The organism is Leifsonia xyli subsp. xyli str. CTCB07, assembly GCF_000007665.1.
GTDB classification, from domain to species: Bacteria; Actinomycetota; Actinomycetes; order Actinomycetales; family Microbacteriaceae; genus Leifsonia; species Leifsonia xyli_C.
In genome coordinates, this window is sequence record NC_006087.1 from 261,357 (window position 1) to 280,137 (window position 18,781).

17 protein-coding genes and 5 pseudogenes are annotated in these 18,781 nt (G+C 67.0%); 18 read left to right on the top strand and 4 right to left on the bottom strand.

The annotated features are described in order from the left end of the window. The first annotated feature begins 79 nt into the window (after nt 1-79). The 15 genes and pseudogenes from LXX_RS01245 to LXX_RS01290 all read left to right on the top strand — a co-directional run bounded on the left by LXX_RS01245 (nt 80) and on the right by LXX_RS01290 (nt 11,917). Nucleotides 80-1,573 (top strand): peptide MFS transporter, encoded by a 1,494-nt coding sequence (locus LXX_RS01245; protein ID WP_011185303.1) that lies wholly within the window; start codon nt 80-82, stop codon nt 1,571-1,573. Nucleotides 1,574-2,112: 539 nt separating this feature from the next. Then, on the top strand, nt 2,113-3,273 hold the full coding sequence (locus tag LXX_RS01250; protein ID WP_041768041.1) for a sugar ABC transporter substrate-binding protein: 1,161 nt from the start codon (nt 2,113-2,115) through the stop codon (nt 3,271-3,273). Nucleotides 3,274-3,332: 59 nt separating this feature from the next. Beyond that, a complete protein-coding gene (locus LXX_RS01255; RefSeq protein WP_011185305.1) occupies nt 3,333-4,256 on the top strand; it encodes a carbohydrate ABC transporter permease in 924 nt (307 codons plus the stop codon). Continuing rightward, the gene (locus LXX_RS01260; RefSeq protein ID WP_011185306.1) at nt 4,253-5,080 is read left to right on the top strand and encodes a carbohydrate ABC transporter permease; all 828 of its coding nucleotides are present in this window, start codon (nt 4,253-4,255) and stop codon (nt 5,078-5,080) included. The genes LXX_RS01255 and LXX_RS01260 overlap by 4 nt, the downstream gene beginning before the upstream one ends. Further along, nucleotides 5,077-5,529, top strand: a pseudogene (locus tag LXX_RS15115) (glycoside hydrolase family 3 N-terminal domain-containing protein); the annotation flags it as partial. The gene LXX_RS01260 and the pseudogene LXX_RS15115, both read left to right, overlap by 4 nt. 22 nt (nt 5,530-5,551) lie before the next feature. Continuing rightward, on the top strand, nt 5,552-6,490 hold the full coding sequence (locus LXX_RS15120; RefSeq protein ID WP_081423046.1) for an anhydro-N-acetylmuramic acid kinase: 939 nt from the start codon (nt 5,552-5,554) through the stop codon (nt 6,488-6,490). Between the two features lie 5 nt (nt 6,491-6,495). Beyond that, nucleotides 6,496-6,684, top strand: coding sequence for a hypothetical protein (locus tag LXX_RS14000; RefSeq protein WP_141692891.1), 189 nt, complete (start codon nt 6,496-6,498; stop codon nt 6,682-6,684). Further along, on the top strand, nt 6,677-7,546 hold the full coding sequence (locus LXX_RS01270) for a MurR/RpiR family transcriptional regulator (protein WP_011185307.1): 870 nt from the start codon (nt 6,677-6,679) through the stop codon (nt 7,544-7,546). The genes LXX_RS14000 and LXX_RS01270 overlap by 8 nt, the downstream gene beginning before the upstream one ends. Then, nucleotides 7,543-7,800, top strand: a pseudogene (locus LXX_RS16465) (glycoside hydrolase family 20 zincin-like fold domain-containing protein); the annotation flags it as partial. The gene LXX_RS01270 and the pseudogene LXX_RS16465, both read left to right, overlap by 4 nt. Nucleotides 7,801-7,849: 49 nt before the next feature. Further along, a complete protein-coding gene (locus LXX_RS15130) occupies nt 7,850-8,293 on the top strand; it encodes a family 20 glycosylhydrolase (RefSeq protein ID WP_223227741.1) in 444 nt (147 codons plus the stop codon). Beyond that, nucleotides 8,247-9,176, top strand: coding sequence for a hypothetical protein (locus LXX_RS12485; RefSeq protein WP_223227681.1), 930 nt, complete (start codon nt 8,247-8,249; stop codon nt 9,174-9,176). Before LXX_RS15130 ends, LXX_RS12485 begins: the two co-directional genes overlap by 47 nt. Beyond that, complete coding sequence (locus LXX_RS16470; protein WP_081423049.1) at nt 9,119-9,364, top strand: TetR/AcrR family transcriptional regulator; 246 nt, start codon at nt 9,119-9,121, stop codon at nt 9,362-9,364. The genes LXX_RS12485 and LXX_RS16470 overlap by 58 nt, the downstream gene beginning before the upstream one ends. A gap of 749 nt (nt 9,365-10,113) precedes the next feature. Next, nucleotides 10,114-11,376, top strand: a complete 1,263-nt coding sequence (locus LXX_RS01285) for an ATP-dependent nuclease (protein WP_176714802.1) — start codon at nt 10,114-10,116, stop codon at nt 11,374-11,376. A 34-nt stretch (nt 11,377-11,410) separates the two neighbouring features. Next, nucleotides 11,411-11,476 (top strand): annotated as a pseudogene (locus LXX_RS16475) (hypothetical protein); the annotation flags it as partial. A 36-nt stretch (nt 11,477-11,512) separates the two neighbouring features. After that, nucleotides 11,513-11,917: a hypothetical protein gene (locus LXX_RS01290; protein ID WP_011185308.1), complete on the top strand. Its 405-nt coding sequence runs from the start codon at nt 11,513-11,515 to the stop codon at nt 11,915-11,917. A gap of 381 nt (nt 11,918-12,298) precedes the next feature. Here LXX_RS01290 and LXX_RS01295 read toward each other — a convergent pair whose 3' ends face one another. Next, entirely contained in the window at nt 12,299-13,597 is a 1,299-nt protein-coding gene (locus LXX_RS01295) for an MFS transporter (RefSeq protein WP_041766953.1), read from the bottom strand. Between the two features lie 5 nt (nt 13,598-13,602). Further along, nucleotides 13,603-13,890, bottom strand: a complete 288-nt coding sequence (locus LXX_RS01300) for a MarR family winged helix-turn-helix transcriptional regulator (RefSeq protein ID WP_011185310.1) — start codon at nt 13,888-13,890, stop codon at nt 13,603-13,605. Between the two features lie 249 nt (nt 13,891-14,139). Here LXX_RS01300 and LXX_RS15135 point away from each other — a divergent pair, with 249 nt between their 5' ends. Further along, complete coding sequence (locus LXX_RS15135; protein WP_011185311.1) at nt 14,140-14,721, top strand: alpha/beta fold hydrolase; 582 nt, start codon at nt 14,140-14,142, stop codon at nt 14,719-14,721. A gap of 565 nt (nt 14,722-15,286) precedes the next feature. Here the strand turns inward: LXX_RS15135 and LXX_RS15140 are convergent. Continuing rightward, nucleotides 15,287-15,646, bottom strand: a pseudogene (locus LXX_RS15140) (PucR family transcriptional regulator ligand-binding domain-containing protein); the annotation flags it as partial. 81 nt (nt 15,647-15,727) lie between these two features. Here LXX_RS15140 and LXX_RS01315 point away from each other — a divergent pair. Further along, nucleotides 15,728-17,211, top strand: a pseudogene (locus LXX_RS01315) (NAD-dependent succinate-semialdehyde dehydrogenase). Nucleotides 17,212-17,264: 53 nt separating this feature from the next. Continuing rightward, nucleotides 17,265-18,494 (top strand): Ig-like domain-containing protein, encoded by a 1,230-nt coding sequence (locus LXX_RS01320; protein ID WP_011185312.1) that lies wholly within the window; start codon nt 17,265-17,267, stop codon nt 18,492-18,494. On the opposite strand, the gene LXX_RS01325 is transcribed toward LXX_RS01320, so the two are convergent. After that, on the bottom strand, nt 18,475-18,711 hold the full coding sequence (locus LXX_RS01325; protein WP_041766957.1) for a three-helix bundle dimerization domain-containing protein: 237 nt from the start codon (nt 18,709-18,711) through the stop codon (nt 18,475-18,477). The two genes, LXX_RS01320 and LXX_RS01325, sit on opposite strands and share 20 nt — an antisense overlap. Nucleotides 18,712-18,781 lie beyond the last annotated feature (70 nt).

The window sequence follows — 18,781 nt, forward strand, 5'->3', positions numbered from 1 at the left end:
CAGCTCTTCGCGGAGAACGCCACGGTCGCGCGCGGCTTCAGTGATTCACGTCGGGTGCCCGGTGTGGGAGTATTGCGGCATGGGTAATACCAGTAATATCAGCAATAGTGACAGTTCTCTGGCGAAGACCCGGGAGCCCCTCGGCCACGGGTTCTTCGGGCAGCCTCGGGCGCTTGCCAACGTCTTCGGGGTGGAACTGTGGGAGCGGTTCTCGTTCTACGGGATGCAGGGCATCCTGCTCATCTACCTCTACTACTCGGTCGAGCTCGGCGGGCTCGGAGTCGACCAGCGGACGGCGGCGGGCGTGGTGGGGTCCTACGGTGGGGTCGTCTACCTCTCGACCATCCTGGGGGCGTGGCTCGCGGACCGGGTGTTCGGTTCGGAGCGGGTGCTGTTCTGGAGCGCCGTCGTCATCATGGCCGGGCACCTCGCGCTCGCGGTGCTGCCGGGCGTCGCAGGCGTGATCGCCGGTCTGGTGTTCGTCTCGATCGGAAGCGGCGGCCTGAAGGCGAACGCGACGCGGATCGTCGGGTCCCTCTACGACGAGGGCGATTCGCGGCGCGACGCGGGCTTCTCGATCTTCTACCTCGGCATCAACCTGGGCGCTCTGCTCGGGCCGCTGCTGACCGGGCTGTTGCAGTCGAAGCTTGGGTTCCACTGGGGCTTCGGCCTGGCGGCGGTCGGTATGGCGATCGGGCTCGTCCAGTACTCGCTCGGCCGGAAGCGGCTTCCGGACCGGGTGCGCGAAGTGCCGAACCCGCTGCCCGCGAAGCTCTACCCTCTCGTGGCCGGGGTCGGCGTCGCGGGTGCGATCCTCATCCTGGCGCTGGTGCTGACCGGGGTCATCACCGCAGAGAACCTCGCGCTGTGCGTGATCGGCGTTGTGATCGTCGCCGCGATCGCGTACTGCGCCGTGATCCTGGGCTCGAGGGCGCTGAGCGGCGAGGAGCGCAGCCGGATCGTGGCCTTAATCCCGCTCTTCGTCACGAACGCGGCGTTCTGGTCGCTGTACCAGCAGCAGTTCACCGTGGTGACGTTCTACTCGGACGAGCGGCTGGACCGTAACCTCTTCGGCTGGGTCTTCCCGGTCTCCTGGGTGCAGTCGATCAACCCGATCTTCGTCGTCGTCCTGTCCGGGGTGTTCGCGGCGATCTGGACGAAGTGGGGGGCCAAACAGCCGTCGACGCCGATCAAGTTCGCGGCCGGGACGGTGGTCATGGGCCTCGCGTTCTGGCTGTTCATCATCTGGGCCGGCGGTGGGGAGAACAGCACGCCGCTGCTCGCGCTGGTCGGCATCCTGCTTGTGTTCACGGTCGCGGAGCTGCTGATCTCGCCGGTCGGGCTCTCGGCCGCGACGAAGCTCGCGCCGCGTTCGTTCCAGGCGCAGATGGTGGCGCTGTACTTCCTCTCCGTGTCGCTCGGAACCGCCATGGCGGGGCAGCTGGCGGAGCTGTACAAGGAGCTGCCGGAGGGGATCTACTTCGGCATCCTCGGCGGTGCCGCCATCGTGGTCGGAATCGCGCTCGCGGTGCTGAGCCCGTGGGTGCTGCGGATGATGAGCGGGGTCCGCTGACCTGCCGGGCAGCGGCCCTTCCCTATCGGTTTGGGCCCGGTGGGCCAGGGTGGGCCGACCGCAACGAGGCAAGAACTGATCGTCGATTCGGTGCGCACTTTTGCCAGGGCGGCGACAGGACGGGGGCCGGCGGGCGACACCATTCCCCGGTGTCGTTCCGGTGCGGGCGGCCGGGCCGGGATCGCTGCCGCTGAGGAGGCGAGTCGGGCGGCAGAGACGTCCCTGTGGCAGCGGCAAGCGGGCGCAGCCGCACCGGGCGCTCATCACCTACTGAATGCGTTTCTTTTCGAGCGCCCGTAAATGCATGCATGACGGTGGAACAAACTTGCAAAATCGACACCCCTTATGAAGGATAGTTTCATCAGCGGACGCATTCTGCGATCACTATTTCCGTTTCAAGGAGGAGACAGCACCATGAAGAAGCGCTATCTCTCCATCGCCGCACTCACCGTCGCCGTGTTCGGGCTCACCGCCTGCTCCAGCGACAGCGGCGATGGGGCCCGATCGACGCGAAGGGCCAGAAGCTCACCGTGTGGATCATGCAGGGGACCAACCCTGAATCGACCTCTTTCTTCAAGGAGGTCGGCGACGAGTTCAAGAAGGAGACCGGCGCTACGCTCGATGTGCAGTTCGTCCAGTGGGCCGATGCGCACGACCGCTTCGTCACCTCCATCGCCGGTGGCACCACCCCGGACGTTGCCGAGACCGGAACAACCTGGACGGCCGAGTTGGCCGACGTCGGCGCCCTCGCCCCGATCGGCGACTACGTGAAGAAGGCCGACCTCGAGAAGGACCTCGTGAAGGGTCTTGAGGAGGCCGGCACCTATGACGGCGACCTCTACGGCATGCCGTGGTACGCGGGCGTGCGCTCGCTGGTCTATCGCGCGGATGTCTTCCAGGAGCTCGGCATCGAGGTCCCGAAGACCTGGGACGAGATCGTCGCGGCCGCCGAGAAGATCAAGGCCGCGAAGCCCGACATGATGCCGTTCGTCGTGCCGGGCAACGCCGAGTTCGGCGTGTGCCCGTGGGTGTGGGGAGCGGGCGGCCAGGTCGCGACCGAGAAGGACGGCAAGTGGACGTCGCAGCTCGACTCCGCCAAGTCGCGCGAGGGCATCCAGTTCTACACCGACCTCCAGACCAAGTACGGCTTCTCCAGCGCCGGGGCGACCACCTGGAAGGAGACCGACGTCATCGACAACTTCAACAAGGGCAAGGTCGCCATGTCGCTGCAGGGCTCCTGGACGCCTGCGACCGTGGCGAAGAATGCGCCCGACCTGGTGGACAAGATCGGTGCGACGCCCATCCCCGGCAAGAGCAGCGGGATCAGCCCGTCCGTGCTCGGCGGCTCCCACCTCTCGATGTTCGAGACGGCCAAGAACAAGGACCTCGCCTGGAAGTTCATCGAGATGATGACCACGGGCACGTTCGAGAAGAAGTGGACCGAGCAGATCGGCTACTTCGCCGGCCTCAACTCGCTGGTTAAGGACACCATGAAGTTGGACGACCCGATGGTGAAGCCCTTCGCGACCCAGATGGTCGACGGTGGCGCCTCGCTGCCGGTCACGCCGAATTTCGGGAAGGTCCAGGCCAAGCAGACCACCAACACGATGATCCCAGCGATCCTCTCCGGGCAGAAGACGGTCGAGCAGGCCACGTCGGACGCCGCCAAGGAGATGACCGACCTGCTGAACAGCAAGTAGGACGATGACCGTCGACGTTCGTCCCGACACACCGGCCGTGCGCACAGCGCGCGGCCGGTGTGTCGGTCGCCCCCGGTCCGAAGCGGAGCCGCAGCTTCCTGAGCGTGAGCCGGCCGTGGCTCCTGCTCGCTCCCGCCCTCGCCGTGCTGGCGGTGCTGCTCCTGTGGCCGCTCGCCCGTGTGGTTCTGATCTCGTTGCAGGACTACGGCCTTCGCGAGATCGTCAGCGGCAAGACGAACTTCGTCGGCTTCGCCAACTATGCCGAGGTCTTCGGAAACGCCACACTGTGGACGGTCGCACTGCCGAACACCGTCGTTTTGGCGATCCTCTCGGTCGTGGGGACCGTGGCGCTCGGCACCCTCGTCGCCGTGCTCATGGCCAACCTCGGCCCGGTCTGGCGCACCGTCGTGGGCAGCGCCATCATGGTGGCCTGGGCGATGCCCGCTGTGACGGGCATCTATGTCTGGATCTGGATCTTCGACGCCGAAAACGGCATCGTCAACCAGACGCTCAAGAACCTGGGGCTCATGGACGAGTCCTTCAACTGGTTCACCAACCCGATCAGCTTCTACGCGATCGTGCTGCTGAACATCGTCCATCACGGGTTCCCCTTCGTGGCGATCATCGTTCTCGCGGGACTTCTCGGTGTGCCGAAAGAGACGCTGGAGGCAGCGGAGATGGACGGCGCGGGACTTGTCCGCCGATTCTTCTCGATCGTCGTCCCCTCGCTCAAGCAGGTGTTCGCAGTGGTCATCATCCTGTCGACCATCTGGGACTTCAAAGTGTTCGCGCAGGTCTACCTCATGCCGGGGGGCTCGGGCTCGAACCGCCCGGTGCTGAACCTCGGCGTTTGGTCGTACGTGGAGTCGTTCGGCCAGAACCGCTACGGATTCGGCTCCGCCATCGCGGTGCTGCTGACACTGGTGCTGCTGGCGATCACCGTGATCTACGTCCGCACGATGCTGAAGGAGGAGAAGCTGTGACGCGCAAACTTCGCGGGAACATCGCCAAAGCGGTCTTCGTCACGCTGCTGTTGATCTTCACGCTCTTCCCGGTCTACTGGATGCTGTCGAGCGCGTTCGACAAGCAGGCGTCGAGCGGCGGCCAGTCGCTTGTGCCGCAGGAGTTCACCTTCGACAATTTCGCCTATGTGCTCACCAAGGGCGGCTTCGATGTCTTCCTGCGCAACTCGGCCATTGTCGCGGTCTCCGTGGTGCTGCTGTCGGCGGCGTTCGCGCTTCTGGCGTCGGTCGCGGTGGCGCGCTTCAAGTTCCAGTTCCGCACGGCCATCCTGTTCATCGTGCTGACCGTGCAGATGGTGCCGCTGGAGGCGCTGGTGATCCCGCTGTTCGTGCAGGTGCGCGATCTCGGACTGCTGAACCAGCTGCTCGGCCTCATCATCGTCTACATGGCCCTCTCGCTGCCGTTCGGCATCTGGATGCTGCGCGGCTTCGTCGCCGCGGTTCCGGTCGAACTGGAGGAGGCCGCGTACCTCGATGGCGCGAGCTGGTGGCGGATGTTCCGCTCGGTGCTGTTCCCGCTGGTCATGCCGGGTCTGGTCGCAACGAGTGTGTTCTCCTTCATCACCGCGTGGAACGAGTTCGTCTTCGCGATGACGCTGCTCGGCGGGGCGAGCGACAACTACACGGTCGCGATCGGTCTCAAGCAGTTCTTCGGCGAGAACGCGAACGAGTGGGGCTATGTGATGGCGGCCTCCACGATCATCACCCTCCCGGTCATGATCTTCTTCGTCGTGGTGCAGCGCCGGCTCTCCAACGGCCTGGTCGCCGGAGCCGTCAAGGGATGAGCGCCGCCGCCGACCCCACGCTGCGGCGTCTCGTCGCGAGCGTGCTCTGGCCGGGCTTCCTCGGGCGGACGGCCCCGGACTGGCTGTTGCGCGCGCTCGAGGGGGCTTTGGCCGGAGCGGTCTACTTCGGGAACAACATCGACCCGGACGATGCCGCTCAGCTCCCCACGCTGTCGGCGAGGCTATCGGCCGTGGGCGGCGGCGTTCTGCTCGGCATCGACGAGGAGGGCGGCGCTGTCACGCGCCTCGAAGCCGCACACGGCTCGACCCTGCCGGGCCTCGCGCAGCTCGGACGGGTCGACGATGCGGCCGTGACCCGCGCCGCGGGGACTGAGCTCGGCCGCCGGGTGCGCGCCTCCGGAGCCAATGTCGCTCTCGCACCGGTCGCCGACGTCAACTCGAACCCGCGCAATCCGGTGATCGGGACACGTTCGTTCGGCGACCGCGGCGCGTTCGTCGCGCGGCGTCGAGCTGGCCGTCTCGCACGGGCAGACGCTGCACCACTGGGTCGAGGACGGGCATGCCCGCGGGACCCTGCAGATCGGTCAGCCCGCATGGATTGCCGAACGGCTCGGCGTCCCGGTGCTCTCGAACGTCCGCGCCGCCGACATCGCAGCCGGGGGAGAGGGAGCCCCGCTGATGGGCCTCTTCGACCGCGCGTGGCTGGCGGGGGAGGCCGTCCGCGCCGGCCGTCCGGTGGCGACGGTGAACCTCGGCGGCATCGCCAACGTCCAGGTCGTCTCTCCAGACGGCGGCCTGGTCGCCTTCGACAGCGGACCGGCCAACGCGCTGATCTCCGCCGTCGTGGCCCGGGCGACCGGAGATGCGCAGACACAGGACACAGACGGCCTCCTGGCTGCTGCGGGCACGGCCGACGAGGCGATGCTCTCGGAACTGCTCGCGCACCCCTACTTCGCCGCGCCGCCGCCCAAGAGCACCGGGCTGGAGATGTTCGATCTCGCCGTCGTCGATCGTGTACTGGCGATCGCCGGCAGTGAGCCGCCTCTCGCCGACCTGGTCGCGACGCTCACGGCGCTGACCGCGCGGACGGTCGCGGACGCGGTGCGCTTCGCCGTCCCGCAAGCACCGGCGCGGGTGGTCGTCTCGGGTGGAGGCGTGCGGAACCCGGCCCTGCTGCGGGCGCTCGGCGCGGTGCTCGGGCTCCACGGCATCCCGGTCGTGACAAGCGACGAGCTCGGGATCGACGCGGACCACAAGGAATCGCTGCTGTTCGCGCTGGTCGGCTACCTCTCGTGGCACGGCATCCCGGTGGGCCTCCCGGGCACCCCTATCGGTCGCGCGCGCGTGCTCGGGCAGCTGACTCTGACGCCGGGGACCGTGCCCGGCCGGCGGCTCACCGGAATCACCGGTCTGGAACTGGCCGAGCGATCCACTCTGGCGACACCATGAAAAATATGCAAACGAGCAATATGGCGAAAGGACCGGCTGTTGCTGACCCGCAGAACGCCGCCCAGCTTCGCCGCACTCCGGTGTGCGAGACGATTCCCGGCGCGGCCGTCCCTGCGCGCCTGCCGGAAGAGAACGGTACACACCGGTGGGGCGCTCTGCTGGCTGCCGGCGCGGAGGCGGGGCGGGATGTCTGACGTCCTCTCCGCCGTCCGCCAAGCCGTCCCACGCTTGAGCGCGACCGAGGCGCGCATCGCGCAGACGGTCATCGAGCATCCCCAGCGTGTCGTCGATCTGACCATCGCGGAGCTGGCCGCTGTGTGCGACGCCTCGCAGGCCAGCATCGCCCGATTCTGCCAGGCGCTCCGCTACAGCGGCTACCGTGAGTTCCGGCTCGCTGTCGCGGCCGCGACCAGCCGGGAACAGGCGACCCGCGAGCGGTTCGAACTCACCGAGAGCGAAATCGACCCCTCCGACAGTTTGCAGGAGGTGGTCGCGAAGATCGCCTACCAGGAGACCCTCGCCATCGAGCGGACCGCGCGCGAACTCGATGCGGAGGCGCTGGACGCCGTCGTCGCCGCGATCATCGCCGCGTCGCGCGTCGATCTCTACGGCATCGGATCGAGCATCCTGACCGCTCAGGACCTCCAGCAGAAGCTCTCCCGCATCGGCCTCACCGCCTTCTGCTCGGTCGACTCCCACCTCGCGCTCTCCTCCGCCGCGTTGCAGAAGCCGGGCAATGTGGCCATCGCTTTCTCCCACTCGGGCGAGACACGGGAGACGAATCACGCGCTCGCCGTGGCGCGGGCCGCCGGTGCGACCACCGTCGCGATCACGAACGTTCCCGAGTCGAGCATCGCCGCCGTCAGCGATCTGCTGCTCATGACGCAGGCGCGGGAAAACTTCTACCGGTCTGGGGCGATGGCCAGCCGCACCGCGCAGCTGGCGCTGGTGGACTTCCTGTTCGTGCGCGTCGCGCAGCGGCTGTACGACCAGATGACCGATTCGCTCCGGCTGACCTACGAGGCCGTCCGCAGTCAGCGTCCGGAGCGCTCGTGAGCGCCGCCGAGCGGCTGCTGCCGCGACCGCTGAGCCTCGAAGAGCGGCCGGGCGAGTACGTTCTGCGACCGGGGGCGCGCATCCATGCGTCGGCGGGGGCGGCGGGTGTGGCCGGCTGGCTGCGCGGGCAGCTCTTGGCGGCGACGGGCTACGGGCTCGACGGGGACGATCCCGGCATCCGGCTCGACTGGGATGGCTCCCTCGGCGACGAAGAGTACTGTCTGTCCGTCGCTCCCGGCGGTGTGCGGGTCCGCGCGGGAGGGGCGGCCGGTCTCGCTCACGGCGCCCAGACGCTGCTCCAGCTTGTTCCCCGCCGCCGTCTACCGCGCGGCTGCCCTGCCCGGCGTGTACTGGGCGGCGCCGGCGTGCGAGGTCCGGGACGCGGCCGCGTTCCGCTGGCGCGGGGTGATGCTGGATGTTGTGCGGCACTTCCTGCCGAAACGTGAACTCCTTCGCTACGTCGACTTGATCGCCCTGCACCGGTTCAACATCCTGCACCTGCACCTCACCGACGATCAGGGCTGGCGGATGCAGATCGAGCGCTACCGCGGCTCACCGGCGTGGGTGCGTGGTGGACCGAGACGCAGGTCGGCTGGGGTCCGGACCGCCTGCGATGACGGGGCCGACGACGAAGGTGGAGACCATGAATCCGGTCGGGTGGACCTCGAGCACGGTGCTGGACCCGGCGTGGGGTTCGGAGTTGTCGGTCACGGACGAGAACGGGAAAGTCACCAGCGCTACCTATGATGCGCTGGTGCGGCGCACGGCGGTGTGGTTGCCGAACCGTTCGCAGGTGGGTCCGGTGCTCCTCATCATCGGCGGCATCGTCAGCGTCAAGGAGCAGTGGGGGCAGATGCTTCCGATCGCGCGCCGCTTGGGCGTCACGATCGCGGTCGCGGAGGCCCCGGGCGTTGGCGAGAACACACTGCCCTACCTGGAATCGCACCGATCGTTCGTCAGCGATGTTCTGGACGCCATCGGCGTTGGCTCCGATGCCGATGTGCGCGTGCTGGCGCTCAGTTTTTCGCTGTCGCTCGCGGTGCATGCTGCTGCGACCGATCCGAGGCTGCGCGCGATCGTAACCGTGGGCGGGCCGGTCCGCGCGTTCTTCGACGACGATACACTGTGGGATCGCGTTCCGCGGACGACGGCGGACACCTGGGCCTCGATACTGGGCACATCGTCAGAACAGGCGGGGAAGATTCTGCGGGCGACCGCCCCGCCGCCCGATGTCTGGCAGGCACTGCGGATCCCGATCGCTTACGTTGCGAGCGTGCAAGATGAGATTGTTCCGGTCACAGAGGTCAACCACCTCCGCGAACTCGTTTCGAACGCACACGTGCTCGTACATGACGATGTGCATGGTGCGCCCGCTCACCTCGGTGTGACCCGTCTGTGGTTGCTGGGACGGCTTCTCGCTGCCCCCGGCCCCCATCGGGGTAAAGTATGGGGGACGCTCGCAGGCCTGGGCGCGCGTGATCGAAGCGGCGAAGCGGCCGATCCGAGTTGCGGACTGAACCGAATTCCGGACTGGACCGAGTGTTGCGATGTGCCCGCGTCAGGGTGCTGCGTATGGAGAGGAGGACTGTGCCAAAATCGCCGCGTAAGCGTCCCACTCGGGAGACGGTGAGAGCGAAGATCCTCGCGGCTGCGGAGGAGGAGTTCACTCGAAGCGGGTACGCGTCGACGAAACTCGACGACGTGGCCGAACGGGCGGGCTTCACAAGGGAGCGCTCTACTCGAACTTCGATTCGAAGTCCGCTCTTCTGCTCGACCTTATTGAACAGCGATTCTCGCGCGTGCTCACGAATCAGATGACGACTGTTCTAGCATCGACATCGGTCGGTTCTACGTCGTCGCTCAGTGTCCAATCGCTGGCTTGTGGTCTGGCTCAACTCACAGAACGAGACGAAGCGTGGCATTTGCTGATTATGGAGCTCGCCCTCCTTGCGACACGAGATGAGACGTCTGCGGCTCTGTATAGATGAAGCCGTGACATCGTTCGCGCACAGATTCAGGAGGCGTTTGCGGCCCTGCTTGATCCTGAGGAGGAGTCAGGCGAGGTGCGCCGTTCTGAAGTGATCGCCACTCTCGTGATTTCCCTCGTCAACACAGTGGCGCTGGATGGTTCCCTGGAGCGTGAGCGATACACCCTGGGCCTGCGCACGGCTCTGTTCGAGTCCGTTCTGCGCGGGTGTATGGCGTGGGGGACACGGATTCGACAGCGTCCTCCGCACCCGTTCACGCCCCGGCAGTCTGAGCGTCGACGCAATCGGCAAGCCGCACACCGGAGAGTTGCCGGCGATTGCCGCAACCCTGCTGCTTCTGTCGACAACGCGGCACGTGGCTGGCGGCGCTCCTGTTTGTGGCTTTTGGGTCTGCTGTGTGGAGAGGTGACGCTGTCACCCCGATGTGCAGCAGGCGCCCCTGAAGTGCCACGGGTCGATCTCAAGCCGATCCAATCAGCTCACCCGTAATGAAAACGCATTCGCTTCCCCGAAGCGAGTGTTAGCAAATAACATTGGGAATAACACGGTTGCTATCCGTCGATGATGATTGGGGAACTTGTGAAGCTGATCTCCGTTTCGATCCGAGGCTTTCGTTCCGTTGAAGCCCTTGAGGACTTGACGATCGGCTCGCCTACTTTGTTGACTGGGCACAATAATGCTGGCAAGTCGGCGATCCTCGCGGCGATCCAGTTCCTCTTGCGCAGCTATGACCTGACAGACCGCTATCCAACCTTCTCGACCAACGGGGTCCCCGAAGGAAACGATGAGGACCACGCTCGGCCACGTGTTGCGGAAACCCTGGTTGAAGGCGCCTTTCTCCTCAGCGCCGCGGAGGCAGCAGAACTTGGGTGCGATCGAGATCTGAAGCTCCGCCGAATCAAGCGGAACCAGGGCGACGCCAAGTACGAGGTTCTTCGCGCTATCCCGGATGACACTCGTCTTCAGGACTTTGAAACCCAATCGGCGGAGTACCTCAAGAACCTCATTGACGAGTTGGGGATCACCGTTGCTAGGAGGGTCAAGGACGATATGATCTCCGCCCTGACTGAGGCGGCGGCGAACGCGCCCAGCACTCTTGGGTGGGCTGTGGCGAGTCCTGCGATTGTTAGAGCCTTACCGCGAGTGGCTAGTTTCGATCTCGGGGGTGCCTCCGCGGCAGAGACAGTCATCCAGTCGGCCTTGAAATCGGCGTATGACGCCCATATCAATGACGACTCTTTGAGTGGCAGCGTCCGGGAACTGGAAATAGAACTAGAGAAGCGTCTCTCGAAAGACGCTGAGCACATAGTGAGACACATCAGGGAGCGGTGCCCCGATGTGGGTGAGGTGCGAATCTTGCCGTCGGTCAACCTCAGGTCCAGCTTCCGAGAGGTCGAGGTGAGTCTCGCCACGCGCGAAGGCGAAAACGTGCATCTCAGAGAAACCGGGGCCGGGAAATCTCGACGCGTCGCTCTCGCGGTGTGGGAGTTCGTAACAGACCTGGTTGGACGCTCGGACGATGACGTCGTCATTCTCTACGACGAGCCAGACACGCACCTGGACTACGTGCGTCAGAGAGCCTTCATGACGCTCGTTCGCGAGCAGTGCGAGAACCCGAATGTGCGGATGGTCATCGCCACCCACTCGATGAACCTGATCGACGGTGTGGACATTGCCGACGTGGTACACATTCGCCACGAAGACCACCGCACGGCAGTAGACCGCCTCTCAGACGAATCCGCTGTGGGAAAGCATCTCGGAGCAATTGCGGCCTCACTGGGCCTCAGGAACACGGTCCTGTTGCATGAACGTCTCTTCGTGGGGGGTCGAAGGGGCGACTGAAGCAGCGGCCATCCCAATCCTCTTTCATCACGCAATGAAGTCGCACCTTCAATCACACGGGATCGCCCTGTGGGCGTGTCGCAACAACGAAGGTGCGGCCGATTTCGCTTCTTTCCTGAAGACCCACGATAGAAGCGTGGTCTTCCTCGTCGACCAAGACTCCCGGACCGCTGCCAAGCACATCTTCTCAGACGAGAATATGAAGGCCAGAGGGTTCTGCCCCGAGAACGATGCGCTATATATCGGCGATCAGGAGTTCGAGGATGTCTTTAGCGATCAAGAATGGACCGACGTTGCCAACAGGCACTGGCGACGTGTGGACGGGGAGAACTGGCAAGCGGCGCATATCGCCGAACTCCGCTCCCAGAAAAAGTTCAGCGACGCCCTCCTGGGACTGTTCAAGAGCGGAAGCTACGACGGCCCGGCCGGTAAGCCTGTGATGTCGAATCGAATGGCGCTAGACCTGAAAGAGAATAATGCCGATGTGCCGCCCAAGCTCGTCAAGATCTTCGAGCGGCTAGTGGAGAAAGCGAACTACTAGGAATTCTGTCGTTCGTTTCGCCGAGCGATCATGCGCGCCTTGCGCTGACTATTTGTGGGCTCGATCCAGATGTGCGGGTCTATCGACGGGTCAGACCAGAGGACCTTATGGAATGCGCCCTTCGGCTTTCCGCAGAGACGGCAACCATTGGGTTCGGGAACGTGATGGTTCCGAACGTAAGTTACCCGTGGAGATAGGGGTCGGACTGCTACCTGCGACACGATCTATACCTCACTTCCTCCTCGGTTCTTGCTCAAGTAGACCAGGGGCCACCGACGTTTGGGCGTCGTTCTCTCATCGGGAAGATAGTGAGAAGAGACAGTGATTTCCGTGTCGGTGAGATTTGACGGGGCGGGGATGCGGCTATGGGTAAGCCCGCGGTCATGATGCCTGCGTGGCCGTCGCTTCGGTCTCCTCCAGTCCCTCGCGCAGCCGCTCGCGCGGCTTCATCGTCACGTGCGGCCGGATGCCGCTGAACCGCATGCGCATCCCGCGGTGCCTTACGAGGTAGAGCTCGCCCACGAGTGCCGCCGCGAAGCCGCTGGCCGCGCCGACGCCCAGTGCCCAGCGCGGGTCGAAGGTGTCGGCGACCCAGCCGACGATGGGGGCTCCGATGGGGGTTCCGCCCATGAAGATCGCCATGTAGATCGCCATGACGCGACCGCGGAGCGCCGGGTCCGTCGTCAGCTGGATGGCGCCGTTTGCGGTGGTCATGAGTGTCTGCGCGGAGATGCCGATGAGGATCAGGGCGAGGGCGAAGAGCCCGTAGACGGGCATGACCGCTGTTATCGCGCATCCCACTCCGAACAGGGCTGCGCCGGCGAATAGCAGCGCCACCCGCGGCCGCTCGCGCCGGGCGGACAGCAGGGCGCCGGCGACGGAGCCGATCGCCATGATCGAGGAGAGGACGCCGTACTCGCCCGCGCCCTGGTGGAAAACGCTCACCGACATGGTCGAGATGAAGATCGGGAAGTTGAGGCCGAAGGTCCCGATCAGGAACACCATGATCAGGATGACGAGGATGTCGGGCCGCCGTCGCACGTAGCGGAACCCGCCGATGAGGCTTCCTGGGGAACGCTTGGCCCGCTCGGTGCGATACAGCTGCTCGCGGCGCAGCAGGGTCAGCGAGAGCAGCACAGCGCCGAAGGTCCCCGCGTTGATGAGGAAGACCCAGCCCGCGCCGATGGCGGCGGTGAGGAGACCGGCGATGGCTGGTCCGATGAGCCGGGCGGCGTTGAACGACGCCGAGTTGAGCGCCACCGCGTTCGACAGGTTCGGCCCGGCCACCAGCTCGGAGACGAAGGTCTGACGGGCGGGGGCGTCGAAGGCGGCGGCCACGCCGAGCGCGAGGGCGAAGGCGTAGACGTGCCAGAGCTGGACGGCGCTGGTGACGGTGAGGAGGCCGAGCCCGAGGCCGAGCGCCCCCATCGCCCCCTGCGTCGCCAGGAGCAGCCTGCGCCGATCGAGGTGATCGGCTGCCCATCCCGTGACGGGGAGCAGGAGCAACTGCGGCCCGAACTGGAGGGCCATGACGAAGCCGACGGCGGTGGCGTTGTTCTGGGTGAGCTGGGTGAGAACGATCCAGTCCTGGGCCGTGCGCTGCATCCAGGTTCCGATGTTGGAGACGAGTGCTCCGGCGGCCCAGATGAGGTAGTTCGTCCCGGCGAGGGAGCGGAACATCGCTCTCACGAGTCGGCGAGCTCTCGCAGGATCGCGGCGGCCTCGGCCAGGGTCGCGCGCTGGCCGGCGCTGAGGGCGTTCAGCCGTTGGTGCAGCCAGGCGTCGCGGCGGCGGGTCTCGTCGACGAGGCGGCGGCCGTCCACGGTCGGGATGACGACCGCTTTGCGGCCGTCGTCGGCATCGGCGGTGCGCTCGACGTAGCCGGCGCGTTCCAGGTGGTTGACCGTGCGGTTCATCGACGGCGGCTTGACGCGCTCGCTCAGCCGGCCGATCGTGCCCGAGCCTTCGCGCACGAGGAAGGCGAGCGTGGAGGTTTGCGTGTCGCTCAGCTCGTCGTCCTCTCGGCGCGGAGGCGGCGGGAGAGGCGCGCGACGGCCACGCGCAGAGCGCTGCTGAGGTCGTGGGTGGAGAGGCGGGCGCTCATAGGTAGTTAGCCTATCAAATTAGACGTGCTAAATAAACCCTGTCCGCGGGCCGCTGACGGCAGAATGGGCTGATGCAGTGCGACTACACGGCTGACGACGGCCTGCGGATCTTCTACGATGTCTACCCGGCCGCGGATGCGCGAGCCGTCGTCCAGCTGGCGCGTGGGGGAGCACGTCGACCGGTACGCCGCGCTGGCCGGGCGCCTCGCGGCTCGCGGTTACACCGTCTACGCGGACGATCACCGCGGCCACGGCCGCACAGGGATGCCGCAGTGGAACGGCGACGCCGCCCGCCTCGGTCGCCTCGGCTCCGGTGGATTGCGGGCGGCCGTTCGCGACCTGCGCGATTTCGGCCACCGCATCCGCGCCGAGAACCCGGGCCTGCCGCTCGTCCTCATCGGCCACAGCTGGGGCTCGCTCATGGGGCAGATGGTGCTCAACGGGCACAGCGACGAGTACGACGCGGCCGTGCTCTGCGGCACCGCCTACCGCGTCGTCGGTTCGATAAACTCGGGTGACCTCAACAAGCGGCACGCGCATCTCGGCGCCACCGGCGCCGAGTGGCTCAGCCGGGACCCGGCGGTGGCCGAGGCGTTCTCCGCAGACCCGCTGACGACGCTGGTTCCGTTGCAGAAGCTGTTCGGGATGGCGGACGCCGCTCCAGCCAGTCGGCCGCCGCTGCGAGGGCGGAACCGCTGAGGACGGCCACGCGCAGCGGTCCTCCGGGCAGTTCGCCCAGAACCGGCTCGGCGGCGGCGAGGCCGGCCTCACCGGCGAGAAGGGCCCGCCAGACCGAGGTGCGCAGGCGGGACCGGGCGGCGTCCGTCGCGCGGCCCCGTTCGAGCGCGAGCCCGGCAAGGGCGACGACGCCGGTGACGATCTGCTGCGCGGCCTGGTCGAGCCCGTCGGAGCCGACCGCGAGGACGCCTCTCAGGCGACCGGACGTGCCGAGCGTCTGCAAAGCGAACGGCCCGGCATCCGTCTCGGTTGTCCCTGCGGCGCGCTGATGGCTGCGCAGCAGGGCCTCGGCGGCGTCGGCGAGCGTCGAGCGCGACGGCACGCCGAGCGAGTCGGCCGGAGCCACGTGGTCGAGGGCTCCATCGGCGTCGAACAGCGCGACCGGCCGCTCGATCTGCCGGGCGAGCTCCGCGAGGACGGCGCCGAGCGCATCCGGCCTCAGCGCGGCGAGCGAGATGGCCCGGGAGGCGCGCAGCGCCCAGATGTTCCGCGCGTACACGTCGGCGGCGACACGGTCGGCGACGAACCGTGCGATCGCGATGAACGGCGTGCGATACAGCACCGCGAACAGCGCCAGACCTCGTCGCGTGCATGCTTCCACGAGCGCCTCCGGCGTCCCGGCGCAAACCACCTCCGTGCCGAAGCCGAGCCCGGCGACGCCGCTTGTCACGAGCCGCGCGACGTAGGGCTCCACGTCCTCCGGCACACGGGTGACCAGCAGGACCTGACCGGGGGAGAGGAATGGCGTCGGATCGGCGAGCTCGGAGCTGTGTGCCCACGACACCGGAGCGTCCCGGTCTCCGACCGTGGCGGGAGTGAGCGCGCTCAGCCCGAACTCGGGGTGCGCGAGCAACTGGCTGAGGGTGGCGGGCATCGGCGGTTCCATCTGACAGGGTGGAGAATCCTGTCTCGAGAATTGTACGCGGCGTCCAGACGGCGGTGAGGGCGGGCTCCTTACGATTCCGGTATGACTCTCCCCGAACTCGACCCGACCGCCCGCGAGGCCGATCTCCTTGACCGTGTCCCGTCCGGCCTGTTCATCGGTGGCGTGTGGGAGGACGGCTCCCGCGACCCGATCGAGGTGCAGGACCCCGCCACCGGACGTGTGATCAAGCGCATCGCCGACGCGACTCCGGACGATGGCCTCCGTGCCCTGGACGCCGCTGTCGTCGCCGCCGGCGAGTGGGCGGCCACGGCGCCGCGGGTCCGCGCCGAGATCCTGCGCCATGCCTTCGATCTGCTGCAGGAGCGCCGTCAGGACTTCGCGCTGCTGATGACGCTCGAGATGGGCAAACCGTTGGCCGAGGCGAACGGCGAGGTCGCCTACGGAGGTGAGTTCCTGCGCTGGTTCTCCGAGGAGGCCGTCCTCTCCGCCGGCCTCTACGGCTCGACCCCCGAAGGCACCGGCACGATGGTCGTCTCGCAGCGACCGGTCGGACCGTGCTTCTTCATTACGCCGTGGAACTTCCCGCTCGCGATGGCGACGCGGAAGATCGCCCCCGCTCTCGCCGCCGGCTGCACCGTCGTCGTCAAGCCCGCTGAGCTCACTCCGCTCACGACGCTCGCCTTCGCGCAGCTCCTCGCCGACGCGAGCCTGCCGGACGGGGTGGTCAATGTCGTGCAGACCAGCGCCTCCGGAGCCCTCTCCGCCCCTATCATCGCGGACCCGCGGTTGCGCAAGCTCTCCTTCACCGGCTCCACCCCGGCCGGCCGCACCCTGCTTGCCCAGGCGGCGCAGAACGTGCTGCGCACCTCGATGGAACTCGGCGGGAACGCTCCTTCGTCGTCTTCGAGGACGCCGATCTGGAGGCGGTGGTGGAGGGCGCGATGGTGGCGAAGTTCCGCAACATCGGTCAGGCCTGCACCGCCGCCAATCGGTTCCTCGTGCATGAGTCCGTCGTCGGCGAATTCGCCCGCCGGATCACGGAGCGGGTGCGCGCGATGCGGGTCGGCCGGGGCACGGAGGAAGGGGTGAGCATCGGTCCGGTGATCGACGATCGGGCGGTGGACTCTTTGGCCGCGCTCGTCGGGGACGCTGTCGGGCGGGGGGGGGCTCGCGTTCTGACCGGGGGTTCGCGGATGGCCGGTGCGGGGACGTTCTTCGAGCCGACGGTGCTGGTGGAGGTGACGCCCGGCAGCGAGATTCTGCGCGAGGAGATTTTCGGACCGGTCCTCGCGATCGCGTCGTTCTCGTCCGAGGAGGAGGCTGTCGCGCGGGCGAACGACACAGAGTACGGGCTTGTCTCCTATGTGTTCACGCGGGATCTTGCTCGTGGTCAGCGGATGATCGAGGCTTTGCAGACGGGGATGATGGGGCTGAACACGGGTTTGGTGTCCAACGCGGCGGCGGCGTTCGGGGGTGTGAAGCAGTCGGGTCTGGGCCGTGAGGGTGGGGCGGAGGAGGGCATCCACGAGTACCTCGATACGAAGTACACGCTGATTCCGGTCTGACCGTTCCGGGGGCTACCCAACTCATATTCCAAACGGAATTTGTATGTGTTAGAATGTTACTAACATCGCATCCCGACCCTCGTCTGGAGTTCCCCGGGAGAAGACATCTCTCCATTCTGACCGCCGCCGCCCTCACCCTCGGACTGACCGTTGCCGGAGCCGCCGTCGCGGCCCCGGCGGCCGCTCCCGCGATCGCGTCGCCGGCCGAGGGTTCGACGATTTCGCACCCGCAGCCCACCATCGAGGGAACCGCCGTGCCGGACGCCGTGATCGCCGTTACGTTCGACGCGGGAACGGCGGCGGAGTCGACCGAATCGACCATCGCATCGCCCGCGGGAGAATGGTCCCTCATCCCCGACGCCCCCTTCTCGGACGGAGCGCACACCGTCCAGGCGACGGCGACTCTCGGCGGTGAGACCGGCCCGGCCTCCGCTCCCGTCGCCTTCACGGTCGACTCCGCCGCACCCGCGCGCCCGCTCATCGCGAGCCCGGCGAACGGTTCGACCGTCGCCGACGCCCGTCCCGTCCTGACCGGGACGGCGGAGCCGAACGCCACGCTCGTCGTCCACATCGACGGAGTGGCTGCCGGCGAAGCGCCGATCGAGAGCACCGGTGCTTGGACGTTCGTCCCGGCGGCGGCTCTGGCGAACGGCCCGCACACGATCCAGGTGGTCGCGCGGGATGCAGCGGGCAACGTCTCCCTCCCCCGTGTGCTCTCCCTCACCGTCGATGCGCCGGCGCCCGTGGCTCCCGTCATCTCCACTCCTGCCGCTGGCGCCGTGGTGCCGACCGGGACGCCGACCATCGCCGTGACCATCGATGGCGTGACCGCGGGGACTACCCGCGCCGACAGTGCCGGTCTCTGGTCGTTCGTGCCCTCCGCCGCGCTGGCCGAGGGGGTACACACGGTCCGTGCCACCGCCGCGAGCGACTCCGGTTCGGTGAGCGACGCCTCGGATGAGGTCTCCTTCTCCATCGTCAGCGCCGTGTCTTCTGACGGTGATGATGATGGAAAGACAGTCCCGATCGGGAGCGACCCGGTGGCCGGCGCACCAGCCACGATCGACACGACCGCGGAGACGGGCGCGCTCGCCCGGACGGGATCGACCGGCGCCCTTCCGCTCCTGGGGGCCGGCTTCGCCCTCCTCCTTCTGGGCGTCGGGCTGACGGTGGCAGTGCGCCTTCGCCGCGCGGTGAGCTGGCGGCCACGGCGCGGCAGACCGGAGATGCGCTACGCGCGCATCTCCGGTCTTCTTTCGCGTGTCAGTCCGCCTCGGCGGTGAGCCTTCGTCTCACGTCGTGCTCGATCAGTACGGGGATGAAGTCTCGCACGGAGGCACCGGAGAAATCGTCGTGGTGCTCGTGGACGAGTTCGACGATGCGCTCGCGGTCGACTCCGGGGAAGCGCTCGGCCAGACGATCGACGGCGTGGCCGATGGCGACCTCTTCGTCAGCCGGGGAGGGGGCGGGTGGAGCGGTGGTCGGGTCCTCATCGATCATGACGCGATTATCCGCCCTGCTGCCGGGTTGGGGAATGGGACGCATCGAAGCTGACCGGAGGGCGCGCTGC

What these genes read in the sequence shown, in the direction of transcription:
- LXX_RS01245 (WP_011185303.1), top strand. Translation starts at nt 80, where the DNA reads ATGGGTAATACCAGTAATATCAGCAATAGTGACAGTTCTCTGGCGAAG.
- LXX_RS01250 (WP_041768041.1), top strand. Translation starts at nt 2,113, where the DNA reads ATGCAGGGGACCAACCCTGAATCGACCTCTTTCTTCAAGGAGGTCGGC.
- LXX_RS14000 (WP_141692891.1), top strand. Translation starts at nt 6,496, where the DNA reads ATGCAAACGAGCAATATGGCGAAAGGACCGGCTGTTGCTGACCCGCAG.
- LXX_RS01270 (WP_011185307.1), top strand. Translation starts at nt 6,677, where the DNA reads ATGTCTGACGTCCTCTCCGCCGTCCGCCAAGCCGTCCCACGCTTGAGC.
- LXX_RS16470 (WP_081423049.1), top strand. Translation starts at nt 9,119, where the DNA reads ATGGAGAGGAGGACTGTGCCAAAATCGCCGCGTAAGCGTCCCACTCGG.
- LXX_RS01295 (WP_041766953.1), bottom strand. Translation starts at nt 13,597, where the DNA reads ATGTTCCGCTCCCTCGCCGGGACGAACTACCTCATCTGGGCCGCCGGA.
- LXX_RS15135 (WP_011185311.1), top strand. Translation starts at nt 14,140, where the DNA reads ATGTCTACCCGGCCGCGGATGCGCGAGCCGTCGTCCAGCTGGCGCGTG.
- LXX_RS01320 (WP_011185312.1), top strand. Translation starts at nt 17,265, where the DNA reads ATGTTACTAACATCGCATCCCGACCCTCGTCTGGAGTTCCCCGGGAGA.
- LXX_RS01325 (WP_041766957.1), bottom strand. Translation starts at nt 18,711, where the DNA reads ATGATCGATGAGGACCCGACCACCGCTCCACCCGCCCCCTCCCCGGCT.